At 44.8% G+C, this 16,396-nt stretch carries 16 protein-coding genes; all 16 read left to right on the top strand.

Going from position 1 to position 16,396, the window contains the following annotated elements:
- The first annotated feature begins 2 nt into the window (after nt 1-2).
- The 16 genes from HQM15_10150 to HQM15_10075 all read left to right on the top strand — a co-directional run bounded on the left by HQM15_10150 (nt 3) and on the right by HQM15_10075 (nt 16,309).
- Nucleotides 3-680, top strand: a complete 678-nt coding sequence (locus HQM15_10150; protein MBF0493127.1) for a hypothetical protein — start codon at nt 3-5, stop codon at nt 678-680.
- Nucleotides 677-2,041: a flagellar protein export ATPase FliI gene (gene fliI / locus HQM15_10145; GenBank protein MBF0493126.1), complete on the top strand. Its 1,365-nt coding sequence runs from the start codon at nt 677-679 to the stop codon at nt 2,039-2,041. The genes HQM15_10150 and fliI overlap by 4 nt, the downstream gene beginning before the upstream one ends.
- Before the next feature lie 26 nt (nt 2,042-2,067).
- Nucleotides 2,068-2,583 (top strand): hypothetical protein, encoded by a 516-nt coding sequence (locus tag HQM15_10140; protein MBF0493125.1) that lies wholly within the window; start codon nt 2,068-2,070, stop codon nt 2,581-2,583.
- 37 nt (nt 2,584-2,620) lie between these two features.
- Nucleotides 2,621-3,493 (top strand): flagellar hook-length control protein FliK, encoded by an 873-nt coding sequence (locus HQM15_10135; protein ID MBF0493124.1) that lies wholly within the window; start codon nt 2,621-2,623, stop codon nt 3,491-3,493.
- A 52-nt stretch (nt 3,494-3,545) separates the two neighbouring features.
- Nucleotides 3,546-4,502 (top strand): hypothetical protein, encoded by a 957-nt coding sequence (locus HQM15_10130; GenBank protein ID MBF0493123.1) that lies wholly within the window; start codon nt 3,546-3,548, stop codon nt 4,500-4,502.
- The gene (locus tag HQM15_10125) at nt 4,495-4,860 is read left to right on the top strand and encodes a FliM/FliN family flagellar motor switch protein (protein ID MBF0493122.1); all 366 of its coding nucleotides are present in this window, start codon (nt 4,495-4,497) and stop codon (nt 4,858-4,860) included. Before HQM15_10130 ends, HQM15_10125 begins: the two co-directional genes overlap by 8 nt.
- Before the next feature lie 2 nt (nt 4,861-4,862).
- Complete coding sequence (locus tag HQM15_10120; protein MBF0493121.1) at nt 4,863-5,252, top strand: FliO/MopB family protein; 390 nt, start codon at nt 4,863-4,865, stop codon at nt 5,250-5,252.
- A complete protein-coding gene (gene sctR, locus HQM15_10115; protein MBF0493120.1) occupies nt 5,230-6,000 on the top strand; it encodes a type III secretion system export apparatus subunit SctR in 771 nt (256 codons plus the stop codon). Before HQM15_10120 ends, sctR begins: the two co-directional genes overlap by 23 nt.
- Before the next feature lie 11 nt (nt 6,001-6,011).
- A complete protein-coding gene (gene fliQ / locus HQM15_10110; protein ID MBF0493119.1) occupies nt 6,012-6,281 on the top strand; it encodes a flagellar biosynthesis protein FliQ in 270 nt (89 codons plus the stop codon).
- An 11-nt stretch (nt 6,282-6,292) separates the two neighbouring features.
- Complete coding sequence (locus HQM15_10105) at nt 6,293-7,123, top strand: flagellar biosynthetic protein FliR (GenBank protein MBF0493118.1); 831 nt, start codon at nt 6,293-6,295, stop codon at nt 7,121-7,123.
- Between the two features lie 93 nt (nt 7,124-7,216).
- The gene (locus HQM15_10100) at nt 7,217-8,257 is read left to right on the top strand and encodes a hypothetical protein (protein ID MBF0493117.1); all 1,041 of its coding nucleotides are present in this window, start codon (nt 7,217-7,219) and stop codon (nt 8,255-8,257) included.
- Nucleotides 8,258-8,320: 63 nt separating this feature from the next.
- Nucleotides 8,321-8,923: a hypothetical protein gene (locus tag HQM15_10095; GenBank protein ID MBF0493116.1), complete on the top strand. Its 603-nt coding sequence runs from the start codon at nt 8,321-8,323 to the stop codon at nt 8,921-8,923.
- 5 nt (nt 8,924-8,928) lie between these two features.
- Nucleotides 8,929-9,981, top strand: coding sequence for a hypothetical protein (locus HQM15_10090; protein ID MBF0493115.1), 1,053 nt, complete (start codon nt 8,929-8,931; stop codon nt 9,979-9,981).
- A gap of 11 nt (nt 9,982-9,992) precedes the next feature.
- Nucleotides 9,993-10,559, top strand: coding sequence for a tetratricopeptide repeat protein (locus HQM15_10085; protein MBF0493114.1), 567 nt, complete (start codon nt 9,993-9,995; stop codon nt 10,557-10,559).
- Nucleotides 10,560-10,617: 58 nt separating this feature from the next.
- Nucleotides 10,618-11,970 carry a hypothetical protein gene (locus tag HQM15_10080; GenBank protein MBF0493113.1) on the top strand — a complete coding sequence of 451 codons (1,353 nt, stop codon included), beginning with the start codon at nt 10,618-10,620 and terminating at the stop codon, nt 11,968-11,970.
- Complete coding sequence (locus tag HQM15_10075) at nt 11,933-16,309, top strand: hypothetical protein (protein MBF0493112.1); 4,377 nt, start codon at nt 11,933-11,935, stop codon at nt 16,307-16,309. Before HQM15_10080 ends, HQM15_10075 begins: the two co-directional genes overlap by 38 nt.
- The last annotated feature ends 87 nt before the right edge of the window (nt 16,310-16,396 follow it).

Genomic DNA, 16,396 nt, shown 5'->3' with positions numbered 1-16,396 from the left:
TTATGGGGACTATTGTTAAAAAAGAAGATTATAACAAACGGGCGGATCTAAAGTCGAAAGTAGACCAGACCTATCGCCACGAAATGTTTCCAGTTCATAGTGGTGGGGTCGTTTCTAAAGATTTAATGCAGTCGCAAGATCAGGCGCGTGTGATTTTGGAAGAAGCCAGGCAGGAAGCCGAACAAATCCGCCTAGAAGCGCGTCAGCTTTTGCAACAAGTTGAGGAAGAAAAGGTGCTTACTCAGGAACGTGCTGAAAAGCAGGGTTTGGAAGAAGGCAAGAAAAAAGTGTTGGAATATTTGAATCAGCTTTATGTTTTGAAAGATAAATTATCTGAAAATATAGAAGCTCAGCTATTAAAACTCTCTTTTGCTATTGCAGAAAAGGTAGTGGGTAAGGTTTTAGAAAGAGACGACGAAGGACTGCTGCAGATTGTAAAACAGGCAGTAGGTGAAATTAAGGGGGCAAAGCTGACTGTTCGATTACGACCTGAAGATTACCAGCGCATTAAGACAGAGGAGCAGGCCTGGGTACTTAAAATCGATGCGGACAAATCCATAGTCTTTAAAGAGGACCCTTCCGTAAAATTGGGAGGTTGTTTGGTGGAATCTGAGATCGGTACGTTAGATGCCCAGCTTGAAACCCAACTTTTTGCCATCAAAAAGGCATTAGGCCTATGAGCAATATTGATTTACCCGAATTGATCTTAGAGGAATCGATTTTGCCCCAAATCGATCTTTCACGTTACGTTCGAGTGTTAGATTCCCTCTCCACTTATCGTCTTAAAGGAAAGGTGGTTGAGCTAACCGGTCTGGTGGTAAAGGCCTCTGTTCCTGGTGTTCGTGTTGGAGAGCTTTGCTATATCGAAAGCGCACACAAAAAAATGCCCATCAAAGCCGAAGTGGTGGGGTTTAAAGACAAAGAAGTATTGCTCATGCCTTTGGGAGACTTGGAAGGGATAGGCCCAGGAAATGAAGTTCTCCCGAGTGGAGGGACTCTAAAAGTAAGAGTAGGAAATAATCTGCTGGGTCGAGTACTCGATGGATTGGGTGAGGCAATGGACATCGAACAACGAGGGCCTCTTGAGCTTTCTGAGGAATATCCCGTTATGGCTTCTCCGCCTGATCCCCTGCAACGCAAGAGGATATTGAAACCTATTTCGGTAGGGGTAAAGGCCATTGATGCGTTACTTACCTGCGGGGAAGGGCAGCGCGTTGGGGTATTTGCCGCGGCAGGGGTTGGAAAAAGCACTACCTTGGGGATGATTGCGCGAAACACCGAAGCGGAGGTGAATGTGATTTGCCTTGTCGGAGAACGCGGCCGTGAGGTGCGTGATTTTATTGAACACGATTTGGGAGAGGAGGGGCTGGCAAAATCGGTATTGGTCATTTCCACCTCTGATCGCCCTTCTTTAGTGCGCTGTAAAGCTGCTTATGTGGCGACTTCCATTGCGGAGTATTTTCGAGACCAGGGTAAAAAAGTTTTATTAATGATGGATTCTGTTACCCGTTTTGCCCGAGCCTTGCGTGAGATTGGTTTGGCGGTGGGTGAGCCTCCTGCTCGTCAGGGGTTTACACCCTCCGTGTTTTCGACTCTCCCCAAACTTCTGGAGCGAGCAGGCAATTCTGCAAAAGGCTCTATCACAGCCTTTTATACCGTGTTGGTAGAGGGGGATGACATGACCGAGCCTGTAGCTGACGAGGTGCGCTCCATCCTCGATGGGCATATTATTCTTTCTCGAGACTTGGCCAGTCGTGGGCATTATCCCGCTATTAATGTCCCTGACAGCATTTCACGCGTTATGAGTAACGTGGTGGATCCGGAGCATTTAGAGGCAGCCCAAAAGTTAAGAGAAGTTATTGCAAGTTATGAAAAAGAAAGAGACCTCATTTTAATTGGTGCTTATGAGCAAGGCTCAGATCCGAAAGTGGATTATGCCATTGAAAAGATTGAGGAGGTAAACAACTTTTTAAAGCAGCGTACCGATGAAAAAGTGGATCTTCCAGACAGTATCGAACAACTAAAAAGCATATTCTTGTAATTTATTGTTAAAAAAGACGAAACTTTATGGGGCTGCCCAAACGATACAAATATAGGCTAGAAGCGCTTTTGGTTGTGAAGGAGCGAAATAAAAAGGCTGCGGAGGCCGAGCTTTCTCACGCCAAGAAACAATTGGAGGAAGAGAAGCAAACATTAAAACGATTAGAAGAAGAAAAAAAAGGAATCATCGCTGCTAAATTAAATGCTCGTCTAAAGATGAGTCAGCATATGACCTCAGGAGAGACGAGGGTTTTTGATTCTTCGATTCACTTAAATTATTTGGAAAAATTGCAAGACGATTTGACGAATAAAGACCAGGAAATAAAGCTTCAGCATGAAAAAATTGAACGTGCAGAAGAGAGAGTGAAGACTGCAAAAAAAGATTTTATTCAGGCCTCTAAAGAGCTTCAGACGATGGAAAAGCACAAAGAAATGTGGGTCAAGAAGGTGATGAAAACGTTGGATGCAAAAGAGCAGAAAGAAATGAATGAATTGGGGAATGCCATTTTTCAAATACGTAAAATGGCTTCTTCCAATAAATAATTGGTTTTGAAATTCGCTCAAAATGAGAGGAAGTTTTATGCAAGTCGAAAACAATAGACCCTCTGCTCAAGAGCAGGCCACTGCAGACGATAAAAAAAGGCAGTCTCAAAATAATAAGAATAATGTTTCTCAAGCGAGAATAGGCCAACAGGCGGGTAGAGCCTATCAAACCAAGGAATCCAAAAGCGCCTTTGATAATGTTTTAGACAATCTCATTCAAGAAAATTTACAGACAAAACCTGAAGAATCGGCTTCTGCTTTTGAGAGCAAATTTAAGGAGAAAGTCCAAGAAAAAGAAAAACCAAAAGAAAGAAATGAATCTCGGAGAGATAAAGATTCTGATTCTAAAACCCATCGTTCGGAGAGCACCGAAGGTTCAAAAAATGTGAAGGATTTAAGTTTACGCCAACAGGTGAATGCAAAACAAAATTCGGGAGGTGGATCGGGAGGGAGTAGTGGAGGAGGACAGGGTGGGCAGCAGAAAGGACAGGGGGACTCTAAACAATTTTCAGGAGGGCAGGGGCGTTTTGCCGCACTGCGTACGGAAGCGAACCCAGGCCCAGCCAATATAGCAGTTCCCCGAGTGGATTCTTTTTCTAATATCGAAAAAACTCAAAGACCCACGCCAAGTTCTCAGATCCCCAAACAAGTACTCGACCAGATTATCCAAGTGATAAAAGTGGGAATGAACAAAGACGATCAAAAAGAGATACACCTGGATCTTTCCGAAAAAATATTTCGCGGGCTCTCGCTAAAGGTTACGAGTAAAAATGGTAAAGTGGAAGTCTCTTTTATCACGAGTGACCCTCAAGTGAAGCGCTTGTTCGAGAGCGAAAAACAAAATATAAGTGAAGCCTTGCAAGAAAAAGGCGTGCAGCTTTCCCAGATTCAGGTAAAGTTTATGGGCTAGGGAAAAAAGAAATAGCTCTTCTTGTAACTTCAATGTAAATTGTTGAGCGACTATGGATAAGACCTCATCTCCAGTTGTAAAGCCTTATCAGTTTGAAGGGCTCACAAAGCTGAGTTCTCGGGATCTTCAAATTGAAGAGGCTCTCCTTTCTTATCTGCCTTTCCAGTTGGATGAACTCCCCATTAAACGAGCAGTCGAAGAATTTCTTTCTCAGCAGTTTCGTGAAGAGGCTAAGATCAGCTTGGAGAGAATTGAAGAATCCAATTTAAGAAAAATCATGCAAGCCCTGCCAGAGTTCTGTGTGCTGGGGCAGCTTTCAGTACAACCCTTAGAAGGCAAAGCCTTTGCATTATTTGATTACACATTTATTTTTGGGCTTATTCACCGTCTCTTGGGTGCCAAGGGCGAGGTCCCGATTGAAATGCGCAATCTGAGTGTTCTTGAGGAAGGGGTGCTGGAATTCCTAATTTTAAAAGTACTTTCTCTTTTCTATAATGCCAACAATCAGGATACTTCGCTTCAGTTTCGTTTTGAGGCCTTGCACCAGGGAACAAAAAAACTGGCTGCCTTTCAAAGGCAGGAAACAGCAGTGGCGCTTGTTCATCTGCGGATTCAAGTGGGAGGACAATCGGGCTATTTGCTGATAGCCTTGCCGCATCCTCTGGTTGAGGGGTTGTTTCTGAAAACAAGGCATTATTCGGAGGATTGGCTACTTCAGTGGAATAAACGTTGCCTGAAAAGGCTCTCCGAGATGGACTATATCAAAACTCAGGTGCTGGCCGAAATCGGTTCGGTGACATTGACTATTGCCGAAAAGAATCAGCTGGAAAGAGGGGATGTCATTTTGTTTGATCAGACCTTTTGTCATTTTAGTGATGAAATACTTTCTGGAAATGTGGTGGTTAAAGTAGGGGAGAATGCAAATCAGGGTTTTTTGGCTCAGGTGGTTTCTGCGGAATCCCCAGTGTTGGTTAAGGTGATTGATTATTATGGAGGAAATCATGGGTAAAAACCCTGAAGATCAATTTGATATGTCCGATTTTAACATTGGTGACAATGCCTACAATGATAGCGCAGATCGTCATGGGCAAGCGAGTTCAGAGACTGAAGCCTATACAAACCCCGAAAAAAAGATTGTGAATTTGACCTCTGATATCCCCGTTCAGATTGTCGCTGTCTTGGGTAAAAAATCGGTAACGGTGAAGGATGTGGTTTCTATGAAGATGGGGCAGGTGTTGGAGTTGGGGAAGATGCCCAATGAAGCTATCGATTTAGTCGCCAATGGGAAACTCATTGCCAAAGGAGAGTTGGTTGAGATTGATGGGCGACTTGGAGTACGCATTTTAAAAATATTTGATTCATATTAATCATGCTAACCCTTTTACTTAATATTGCCGAATCTCAGCCCGTTTTAGATCCAGCCGCACTTCCTGGATCCGAACTTAGTTTTGGTTGGATGTTTGTAAAAGTGATTGTTTCGATGTTGCTCGTGAGTGCTCTGGCTTTTTTGGCGATCAAGTATTTGATTCCAAAATCACCCTGGATGAAAAACTTGCAGGGATCCAAAATCCAGGTCTTGGAAAAAGTAGGGATTGAACCCCGAAAAAATTTGTATCTGGTACAGGTGGCTGAAAAGGTAGTGTTGGTCGGTAGCAGCGAGCAAGGCCTCTCTGCTTTATTAGAATTTTCAGTGCAGGATTTTCAAAAGAAAACATTTAGTGTCCCGGATCAAAGCCATGAAGCCAAACAAAAAGCCTAGTTTTATTTTCCCCTTCACTCTTCTGATAGTGGTTGTTTTTTTTGCTGAACCCCTTTGGGCTCAAGGAAAATACGACCAAGGCGTGTCTAAGCCTCTGATGATGATGGTCGCCTTTGGGGCGCTTTCACTCCTGCCCATCATCATTATCATGATGACCTCCTTTGTGAAAATTTCCGTCGTACTGGCCCTCATTCGAAATGCCCTGGGAACCCAGCAAATCCCTCCCAATCAAGTGATTACCGGCTTGTCGTTAATCTTGACGGTTTATATCATGACCCCCGTTTTTATAGACGTGTATCATAGTGCAGAATCGGTGATTCAACAAAATTCCAATGAGGGGTTTATGTCTCAGGCGACTTTGGCTTTGGCGCAAGAGGCGGTAAAGAAAGGGCAGGAGCCCTTCAGGGCTTTTATCAGCAAATTTGCGCACGAAAAAGAGAGGAGTCTGTTTTATAATTTAGCCAGAAAAATGAGAAGGTCGGAAGATCGTGAAAGTGTTCAAAATAGTGATTTTCTGGTTTTAATTCCTGCCTTCGTGGTGAGTGAGCTTTCCCGGGCTTTTCAGATTGGCTTCATCGTTTTTTTGCCGTTTTTGGTAATTGATATGGTGGTGGCGAATATCCTGTTATCCTTGGGCATGTTTCAATTGTCCCCTGTCACCGTTTCCTTGCCTTTTAAGCTCTTGTTATTTGTATTGGTAGATGGCTGGTTCTTGATCGCCAAGGGTTTGGTAATGGGTTATATTTAGAAAGAATATTTATGGAAAATAGCTATTTGGTAATGATCTCAAAACAGTCTCTTTATCTTGTCCTTATTCTTTCAGCCCCTCCTGTATTGGTGGCCATGATTCTGGGTTTAATGATTTCTCTTTTGCAAGCCACTACCCAAGTTCAGGAACAAACCCTTACATTTGTCCCAAAATTAGTGGCCGTAATGGTGACTTTAGCACTCACTGGCCCGTGGGCCATGCTTCAATTGGTGAGTTTTACCATGACCTTGCTTGATCAATTTCCAAAGTACGTCCGCTGAGGCCTTGCCCGATGAATGCTTTCTCTCTTGACGCCAACGATATTTTCAAGCTTTCCAACAGCTTTTTATCTTTTCTTTTCATCGGCGGCCTTATTTTTATTCGCATCATGGTAGCCTTAAGCCTGACACCTTATTTAGGTGCCAGGCCTGTATTAGGGACCGTAAGAACCGCCCTGGCATTCGCTCTCACCGTTTTTTGCTATCCCCTCATTGCCCCTTTAACTCCCTCCAATCAGATTCCGGAAAATGAGGTTATTTTATTCGCTCTTTTTTTAAAAGAGGCCTTTTATGGCATGCTCCTGGGCCTAATTAACACGATGGTGTTTTATGGAATTCAATCGGCAGGAAATATGGTGGATAACCAGCGATATGTGGCCAATGCGCGTATTTTTAATCCAGCCCTGGCCTCTCAAGCCTCTCTTTTGGGGGTATTTCTTTTTCAATTTTCCATCGTCATTTTTATCCTCATAGGAGGGCATTGCTATTTTTTAGAGGCCCTGATCACCAGCTTTCAGAAGGTGCCTTTATTGACTTTGCCCACCATCGCTCCCGGTTTTTCTCCCTTGCTTGAGTTTGTAACCCGTTTATCGGCAGATACCTTAATCATCTGTCTGCAACTCTCAGCACCCATTATCATCGCCATCTTCATTGCAGACCTCGTTTTGGGGATCATGAACCGTATTGCCCCCATGATTAATGTCTTTGAAATGGGTTTTTCCATCAAGGGCTTTTCAGGGGTTTTGTTATTTTATTTGGCATTGCCTGTTATTGTGGAGCAGTCCCAATATTGGTTTAAAAAAATGATTTTTGCCTTCCATCAAGTGGCAGTAATATTTAGCTAACTTTTTTATTAAAATAGGCTAAAATCAAAGCAACTTAGGCCCCTGTGCTACCCGATACATAAGCTGATGTATCTATCATAAAAGGAGCATTCTATGCCAGTTTCAGGATCCCGAGCCCCAACTAGTCGACAAGATAATAATATAGACCCTTCTCAAACACGGGATGTGAGGCGCGACTCTACTAATAAGAGTTCTCGAAGCGATTCTAGCCCAAGAAGTACTGATAATTCAGGAATGCAGGCAGGTTCTGCTGCAGACTTGGTGGAGGCCTCTTCTTCATCCGAGTTTATGCAGCAGGTAGCGGAGGCTGCAAATCTAAATCTTCCCTTCGTTCCCTTCACTAATGCTAGCGGGCAGACCGTATTTTTTACGCTCAACCAGCTTCAGAATGCGGGGCTGTTGCCAAATCCCAATAATCCCCCTTCAGCAGAAGGCGAGGTCCCAGAACCTTTTGTAAGTGCGCAAGGGGACAACAGCGGCTTTGGGACATCCAGACACACGCTGAGCGAGGGTTTAGGTCGTACAGTTTCTGAGAATACGACTGGCCGTGGTGCTTATGATCCGAACAATCCGCGGAGTATCAATCCCAACCAAAACAACTCCTTTGATTGGGTGAGCCAAAACACCCGTATGTGGCAAGGGTTAACCCAAAGTAACCAAATGGACGATCAAATCCAGGAAACCAAACAAAAGGCACAAGAAGCCGACAAGGCCTTTGTAAAGATCAAGCAAATTGCCCTTATGGTAATGATGGGGGATTACGTCGGTGCCCTGAGAGCAATGACGAATGAGCAGGAAGCCTATACAAAACAAATAGCCAGGGAATATTTAACTCAAATGAATAAGTCCAAAGACGTGAAGGCCATGCTGGCCAAGACCATGGCCAATTATGCTCCCCCTATGAACACGGGTTCTACCGATCCTCAAACCATTGCAAACTTTCAAAACAAGCAGGCCAAGTATTCTCAAGTGATGGGGCTCATGACTAACACCTTGCAGGAAGTTTCTACCAGCGATCGACAACTGACCGATGGTTACACCGAAGTCATTCGGAAACTCACTGAAAGCTACGAAACTTTGTCTAACGTTACCGAAATAAACAGTCGTGCGATGAAGGCAATTACAAGGGGATAAAAAGTAAATGACCTTTCACGAAAAAAAACTTAAGATCATCTCTCAATCGATAGGGGGATAGATATGAGTCAAGGTGTGAGGCTTTCAAAAGAGGCAGAAGAAAACAATGCCTGGTTAGATCGTTTCATTGCTCTTTTAAAAAGTATTTCCGAAGAAGATGCAAAAAAAGTAGCCGGTCAATTCGAAAGCTATCTTGAGGGCAAAATCAGCTTGGCCCAGCTGGAATCGATAGATCCTAAACTTTTAAACCAGCTTGCCCAAACCGGCTATCTGTATCTTAAAAGTGGAAAATATGGGGAAGCTGAAAAAATTTTTGGGGTGCTTTCTTTTCTAGACTCAAAAAATGTTTTATATCAGACGGCCCTGGCTTCGGCCTATCACAAGGCTGCTAAGCTGGATGATGCGCTGGCCGCTTATACTATTGCCCTGGAAATTGACCCTAAAGAAACAAGTGCTCGCATTAATCGAGCGGAGATATTGTATCAGCTGGGATATTTCAACGAACCTATTGCAGAGCTCGATTTTGCTTTAAAGAATCCTAAACTGGAAAGAAGTTCCTGGTTGAGTAGAGCCAGGGCCTTGAAAAAAAATATTACTGAAGAACGCGACAGGTTGAAGATTCCCAAACAGGAGTCTAGGCTTTTCGAAAAAATAAATCGTGAGTAACCCCTATGGCCGGAAGAATTGATTCCTATGCAAGTAGCCTGTGTAAAATTAATCCCCAGGTTTCCACTGCCGAGGAGACCGCAAAAAAGCTCAATGTTGATAAAAGCCTTATCGAAAGAGCTGCTCAAAAACTGGGCGTCGATGTTTTGGCTGATCCAGCGTGCAGGAATTATTTTAAAACCATGGGGCAAAGTCTTCAGGTTCTAACTACCCGACATTGGGAAACCGATTATAAGGCAGATGCAGGGCGTGTTGCAGATCCTCGGGCTTATACACAAACCGCTTTTTTGGCACGGGACACCTCTCAGGGGCAGCTTTATCAAGACAGAATTCCAGACATCAGTGAAGGTTTGATCAATCACTGGCAGGAAATCGGTTTTTTAAAGCCCAAGCAGGCCGAGGCCATGCATAAGATTTTCTTCTCCAACCAAACTCCTTCAGCGGATCAAGAGGTTTCTGGGAATGACCAGGACGAATATGCCCAATTTCTGGAAAACTTTTCAAGAAGAGAAGACGCTTCGGTTCAGGCCCAGCAAGTGAGGGGATATGAAGCTTCCCCCGCTGGTGGGGCTAAAGGTCATACCATAGGAATGGGACTTACGCGTAATTTGATGGGAGGAATCCCTTCAGCCCCCCCTCCACCCGCTACCCCTGTGAGTGTCTTGGGGGTTATGGACCCGGAGCAAAATGATAGAGCAACTTTGAATAGTTATTTTTCAGAAGATGATTCTGCACGAGGCTGGATTGGAGGTTTATTGGATTCAGAAAGTAAAGCTCGCGATACGGTATCCAACCTGGTTTTACAGACAGAAGAAACTGCGCAAAAAAAGCGGGATATCATGGCCGAACTTTCGGGTATAGATTCTTCTACTCCAGAAGGTGCCAAAAAACTTGCTTTGGCTCAATATAATTTAAGTGATGTTCAAGACAGTGAAAGGCAACTGACCGACCAAATGCAAAATGTTTTGCGTTGGCGTACCGAGCGCATAGAGATGGTTTCAAAAATTTTGGATATTCAAAATCAAAGTCTAAAACAGACCAGTAGTAAAATGAACTAAGGGGTTTTTCTTTGAACGAGATCGAACAACGAGACAAATTGCTTGCCGATGAACGTGGAAAAAGTAAACTGCTTGATCCCACGCCGCATCGTAAAAAATACGTCATTGAATTACTCTATCGTTTCTTTTCCAAAAAAATTTCTTATGCAGAGCTGACTGGAATCCCTCAAAAGGAACTGCTCCAATTGGCGGAGATGGGTTACATCAAGCTGTTGTACGGTAAGCTGCAGGAGTCCCAGAAAATTTTTGACTGCCTGATGAGTTTGGATCCGAAAAACTTTTATTATCATGCAGCCATGGGGAGTATTTATCAAAAGCGTAAAAATTATGTCGATGCCGTTTTTGAATATACCGAGGCGCTGAAGTACAATCCCGAAGACCTGGCGAGCTTGGTGAATCGCGGTGAAATCTATCTTATCCACAAGAATTTCAGACGCGCTGCTGAAGATTTTCGAGAAGCCATTATAAAAGACACAGATGGCAAAAACAATTTTGCGAATCGTGCCCGTTCACTGGTGATTGCCATCAAACGCAATGTACAAAAAGAAAAGCAGCAGTTAGTACAGTTTAAATCTTAAATTTATTTTGTAGGTTATTTAGCAACTTTCCCAAGAAATCCCCGATAACTTTTGGGTCATGACCCAAGGTTTATTCTCCAATAGGGCCCCCGTCTTTCATCAGTCTTCTACTCCGTTTTTGTCGGCAGAAGAAAATATCGGAGTGAATGGGGCTCAGATTGAGGAGGCGGATTGGGGCTCTTTACAAAACCTGGCAATTTTTAGCAAAAACCAACACCTCACAACTCAAGACTTGGCAGCCCAAAGGGCTTCTGGCCTCCATTTGCGACAGCGTGTTTTGGCCTCTCAAATTCTTGTGGCCCAGTTTAGTGCAGAGGCTCACATCCAAGAAACTCTCCAATCTATCATTCAAGAAGCCTTGCTGCTCACTCAGGCAGGTAAGTTTTCCAGTTTTGAAGCGGCTTTGGCTCATATCCAAAACAATCTCTCTGCGGAATCCGTGGCTCTATTTCAAGCCTTCACCCAAAGCGAGGCCGGTCATCGCACTTTGAATTTTATTCATCAAAGTGAAGCTCAGATGAGCCCCAGTAGCTTGCGTATTTTAGTAGAAACCGCACGCAGTCTAGCTCCTCCTTCACGCTATTTGGGTAGGGTTATAGCTTTGGGTGCACTTTTGTCATTGCGAGCGCAGCGCGGCAATCTCCCGAGTGCAACAGGGGGATCGCCACGTCGTCCTACTCCTCGCGATGACATCCACTTTATTCCCGAGTGTCTCAGTTTAGGACGAGATTTTCTCTGTGAAACTCAGGGTGCTTTATTGGTGTGGGGCCACCGCTTCGAATATATTTTTATCCACGGCTTGTCAGACAATTACAATCACTGGTGCGATGCTCTTTTTTCTCAAGGTGCCCAAGAGACTGCACAGCAAACCCGTGCGGGACAAGCAGAAACCCTGATGCAAATTGTTCAGGCGGCTTCTTCCCAAAGGGCCGATCAAGCGATGGAGGGTGCTTTGGGTCGGCAAGTGGGCCTCAATGAAATGGAAAATGCCTTGGGGCGAGCAAGTATTCTTTTTGCGAATAATGCGGGGGATCAGCTTTCGATGTTGTCCAACTATACGGCCAGCGTGGCCTCGGGCTACTTGAGCGCCGTGCTTTCCCGCACACGATTTTCAGGCTACGCCCTGGCCTTGGCTGCCATCGGTGGAGGGGTGAATGGTGCAGTGCAGGCGGGGATTGGACTGGCCCATCAAATGGGCAACATAACGAGTGAGCAAGTGCACAGAAATGCAGTGCCTCTGGCCTGGCAATTTTTAAAAGGTGTATTCATTGGCGTGGGATCGGGAGTTTCCGAATATGCCATCGGGGGTTTCATCCATTCCATCCCTGTTCACAACCCCTTGCTGCACCTGGGGATGGGAGTTCTTGGATTTTGTGCCGGAGATGTGGGGGGGAGAAGTCATCACCACTAATCTCCTCACATGGATTGGGGTTTCTTTGGGATTGGAACAAGAGCAGATCTTGCAAGCTAGCGGTATTTACGGTTTTGCCGCCAATGCGATTGACGAGTTGGGTGGAGGAGTGACGAATCATTTTAATGTGGTGAACTTGATGAATGTGGGGGCGCTGGGGGCTGCAGCACTTCCCCTCTCCCCATCAATTGCCCCCACTGGATCTCTCGCTGTTGCTCGAGATGACAAAAAATCCCCCATCCATTTACCAGTCTACCAGCCCACGAGTTTACAATCCGCACCTGCATCAAATCATTCTATTTTAGAACAAGTTTACCAGTTCACCAGTCTACGAGTTTACGGTTTTCTTCAAAATATGAGTGATTTTCTCCAGGACCTACTTTTCTCCCAGGCCTTTTTGTTTATGGGAATGGGGGGAGTGGGAACGCCGGGTGAAAGGCCTAAGAGAAAAAATGAAAGAAGAAACACCGCTTCAGAAATTTCAGCAAGCTCTACAGTTCCTTTAGGAAGCAGAGAAAATCCTTTGCCTATTCGAGTGGAAATGGAAATTCCAAAAAAAATGGGAGAGGAGCACATCAATGCCATTGTCAGGGCCATCGTAGCGCAGGATGCAGAACTTTATCCCCAGGCCTCTGCCGCGGTGATGAGTACTAGCCCAAGGTATTTTCAAGAGCGCTGGTATCGGGTGGGGGAGGAAGATTTAAAGCTACTCACCCTTGCCGGACGAGTGCGCCAAGCCAGAGGATTTAAAGCTTATGATACAAAAACACTTCCTCCTTCGAGCCTTGTGCAGGAGTGGAAGGAGAAATTGTTTGGGATTTCTAAAAGTTCACGTTCCCAGGTTGTGTTAGCAGGGGATTTTCAGTTTCAAGATCCAAGGAAATGGACCGAGGCAGAAATTGATCGAGTAGTCAGGGCCATCGTGGTGCAGGATGCAGAACTTTATCCCCAGGCCTCTGCCGCAGCGATGAGCACTAGTGAAAAGTATTTTAAAGATCGCTGGTATCGGGTGGGAGAGGAAGATTTAACTCTAGACACCCTTGTCAGACGAGTGCGCCAGGCCAGAGGGTTTAAAGCGGGTGATACAAAATCACTTTCTGCTTCGAGCCTTGTGCAGGAGTGGAAGGAGAGACTATTTAATCTTCAGTCCTTTGAAGAGATGAGTGAAGAGTCTCTTGGCGAATATATTGCTGCACAGCACCTTCAAGAGGTTCTGGATTTATTTTCTTCCGATACCCTTCTCCTTCGCGAAATGCTGAGTCTTTTGAAACCCGAAGTTTTCCAACACAACGACGTGGATAAATTCATTCAAGTCTATGTGGGCTTGCAGGTTGCCAGTGAAAAGTCTGCCAAAATCCAGAGAGAAGAAGTAGACAATTGGGAAATGCGCCGGCGTTACCTTGCCGCATTGGCTAAGGCTCTCGACGAAAATGCTGCAATTGATCTCTCAGAAGAAAGCTTCCAACATCAGCTGGATTTATTCATTCGCCTTTCTCGAACGTCTTACCAAGAAAATCCCGAGCAATTTATTTTGCAGCTGCAAGAATCTATCAATAATTCTGGGCATCCCTTTATAAAAAGACTTCAAGAAGAAACCCTCAAATATTTTAAGGCTGATGAAGATTTTGAATTGAAAAATATGCGCAGCAAGGCCTCAAGTTATCAAAAAGAGGGGGCTCGGTTTTTAACCACGCATTCTCTGGTCATCTTGGGGGATGAAGCGGGAATGGGAAAAAGTTATCAGGCGATTGCTGCTGTGGAACATTTGGGATTAAAACGGGTGCTGTGGGTGACAACGGCCTCTAACAAAGAAAATATAAAACGCGAAATTAGGACACATGCCTGTGTGAGTGAGAAGGACATCCGCGTGGTGATTAGCGGTGATCCCAAGATGAGAAGTGAGCAGCTACAGGCCTTAAATGGTGAAAGGTATCGCATCACCAATTATGAAACCTTGGTAGCCTTACAAAAAAACGATCCTGTTGGGTATGCAAAACTCACCGAAGGTTTGGATGTCATTGTGGTGGATGAAGCGCAGATGACAGACAATGCCGAAACCTTACGTCAAAATGCGATTGCCGGTATTTCTACGCCCCGCAAATGGTTGCTGACAGCAACGCCTTATCAAAGCAAGCCCGAGAAGTTTTGGACCTTGCTGAATTATCTGGATGAGAAACGTTATCCCGATTTCCAGGCCTTTAAAAATCTCTATTGCCAATCAAGCCGAGGTTTGGAGCTTCTACACACGGAACTTCGGCGCTACCTGTTGCGCCGCACCAAACGCCATACCTTGCTCAATTTTAAAGATCCTTCCGAAGTTTCTTTTGAAGAACAATTAAAAAATGACGCCCTTCGCCTTCCCCGCTTTGAACGCCTGGATCCTAAAATCTGGGGGCATTATGATCTCTCTTCGGAACAATCCGACTTGATTGCCTGGATGATTGCGGATTATCGCGGTTGGGCAGAGGTCTTTAATGAGAATCTTCCAGCAGCTGCAGAGCTTATCGATTTAAATAATATCAATCCTCTCGAAAAATTTGAGACGATTCATAAGGTGATTTATACACCGGAATATTTTGGGATTACGACGCCTAACCCGATGTATGAAAAGCTGGACGCGCGGGTTAGAGAGAAAATAGCGCGTGGAGAAAAAGTGATCTTGTGGGCATGGAATACGGAGGTGTTGGATGTGCTTGAAAGAAGATTTTCTGACTTGTCCCCTCACCCTAATCCTCTCCCGCAAGGGGAGAGGGGACGATCTGTTGTTCGTATTGATGGCACTGTGACGGGGACGGCGCGTGAGAAGGCGATTCAGGCTTTTCAGAATGATCCGGATGCAAAAATTCTCGTGGCCAATTTTGTGTCGGGCGGAGTGGGACTCACTCTGACCGCGGCCACGACCGCGATTGCGATGCAATTGCCTCTGCAATATTCACTGATGTATCAGATGGAGGGTCGTCATCATCGCCTCATTGGGTTGAATAATATTCAACATGCAAAATATGCGGTGGGGATGGAATATCTTATCCCTCAATATCCAGCTGAATTTCTCAAAGAACTTTCGAATGATAAATTGAGAAATTTAATGAGGTCGGGAACCTTAGTGGAACAAAGCTTTGCCCGTTTGATGGGAGCGGAGCTTTTGTATCGCCTCGTTATGGAAGGCTATGGAGATCCAGAAAAACTGGATGCCTATTTCAAACAAGGATTACTCAAGAATTTATGTTTAACTGGATCGGAAAAACTCGATTATACAGGTCATCTCAAAGGACGAGTTCGTCAAGAAATAGAAGTGGTGCAAGCTTTATTACCCCTCTGGAATATGTTTGCTGGGAGTGAGGAAGCACAAGATCAAGTCCTCAGACTAATAGAAGCTTATCTGCATTATCCTGAACAAGCCAAGGCTTTGGATGCCGTGTTCGAGAAAGCCACTCAAGCTTATCCCGAAGATTTAAAAATTATTCTTTCTTTGTTTGAATTTAAAAATAAACATATTCGAGAGCAACTCCTTAAGCGTCTTCCTGGTTTAATGATTGAACTTTATACCAAAGGGCAATCTCTCCAGAGTGTAGCTTCAGGCTTAAAGATGAACCGTCTGAATCCGGCGAATCTGATCGCTCTAATGTATATGAAGGCTGGATTGGGAAGTGAAACGGTGATTGCGATTGCGCGGCAAATTGCGGAGCAACGCGATACTCCACGACGATGCTATTTGGAAGAGCATTATGTGATGGGGATTTTTGGATTGATGGGAGTGGAGGAATCCCGAGCCTTGCTGGATAAAATAGGGCCTTTGTTTGAGGATATGAAATTGGAAGAGGCTGTGCATGTGTTGTATCGATTGGGTTTGCTGGCGAGGTGTGGAAAAGAAGTGTTAACCGAGGTCACCCTCTCCCTAACCCTCTCCCCTCAAGGGAGAGGGGAGCCCGGAGAAGAATTTGTAAAGTTTAATACACAATTTGAAAAATTATTTTACACCGCAATGGGAAATTGTTTTGCGGTGACCTCGGAAAAGGTGCACGCACAAGTGCGTCAAAATCCAAACTGGTTTGGGTCTGCGGACACTGTCCTCGCGTTGATATTGGGTTGGCAGGAGTATGACAACAAAGAAGCTGTAGAAAAATTTCAAGAAGCGATGATGCAGGTGTTTGAGGGAAAGCATAAGGAGTGGCGTTTAAGGAATGGAGCCCTTGGTTTTTTGGATGAGGAAGAAGAGGGAGAAGCCTATTGGGAAAGATTTGCAGAAGACACACGCTCGGAGATTCCAAACTTGGTGATCGAAGCGGCAGAAACGCAAAAAGTGTCAGCGCGCATGACAGGGAGCCTGGAGTTCGCATGATAGGGCCCCACCTGTACGCATGATAGGGACCCGGTGGTTCGCAAGGATAGGGACCCACTTTTTCCTCTAAAAAATAGCGACGGATCT

It is taken from the genome of Deltaproteobacteria bacterium (assembly GCA_015233135.1).
GTDB lineage: Bacteria > UBA10199 > UBA10199 > JADFYH01 > JADFYH01 > JADFYH01.
Note: the sequence above shows the minus strand (reverse complement) of the source record. Positions and strands in the feature narration are given on the sequence as shown.

Coding starts and splice junctions, on each gene's coding strand:
- HQM15_10150 (MBF0493127.1), top strand. CDS start 3: ATGGGGACTATTGTTAAAAAAGAAGATTATAACAAACGGGCGGATCTA.
- fliI (MBF0493126.1), top strand. CDS start 677: ATGAGCAATATTGATTTACCCGAATTGATCTTAGAGGAATCGATTTTG.
- HQM15_10140 (MBF0493125.1), top strand. CDS start 2,068: ATGGGGCTGCCCAAACGATACAAATATAGGCTAGAAGCGCTTTTGGTT.
- HQM15_10135 (MBF0493124.1), top strand. CDS start 2,621: ATGCAAGTCGAAAACAATAGACCCTCTGCTCAAGAGCAGGCCACTGCA.
- HQM15_10130 (MBF0493123.1), top strand. CDS start 3,546: ATGGATAAGACCTCATCTCCAGTTGTAAAGCCTTATCAGTTTGAAGGG.
- HQM15_10125 (MBF0493122.1), top strand. CDS start 4,495: ATGGGTAAAAACCCTGAAGATCAATTTGATATGTCCGATTTTAACATT.
- HQM15_10120 (MBF0493121.1), top strand. CDS start 4,863: ATGCTAACCCTTTTACTTAATATTGCCGAATCTCAGCCCGTTTTAGAT.
- sctR (MBF0493120.1), top strand. CDS start 5,230: ATGAAGCCAAACAAAAAGCCTAGTTTTATTTTCCCCTTCACTCTTCTG.
- fliQ (MBF0493119.1), top strand. CDS start 6,012: ATGGAAAATAGCTATTTGGTAATGATCTCAAAACAGTCTCTTTATCTT.
- HQM15_10105 (MBF0493118.1), top strand. CDS start 6,293: ATGAATGCTTTCTCTCTTGACGCCAACGATATTTTCAAGCTTTCCAAC.
- HQM15_10100 (MBF0493117.1), top strand. CDS start 7,217: ATGCCAGTTTCAGGATCCCGAGCCCCAACTAGTCGACAAGATAATAAT.
- HQM15_10095 (MBF0493116.1), top strand. CDS start 8,321: ATGAGTCAAGGTGTGAGGCTTTCAAAAGAGGCAGAAGAAAACAATGCC.
- HQM15_10090 (MBF0493115.1), top strand. CDS start 8,929: ATGGCCGGAAGAATTGATTCCTATGCAAGTAGCCTGTGTAAAATTAAT.
- HQM15_10080 (MBF0493113.1), top strand. CDS start 10,618: ATGACCCAAGGTTTATTCTCCAATAGGGCCCCCGTCTTTCATCAGTCT.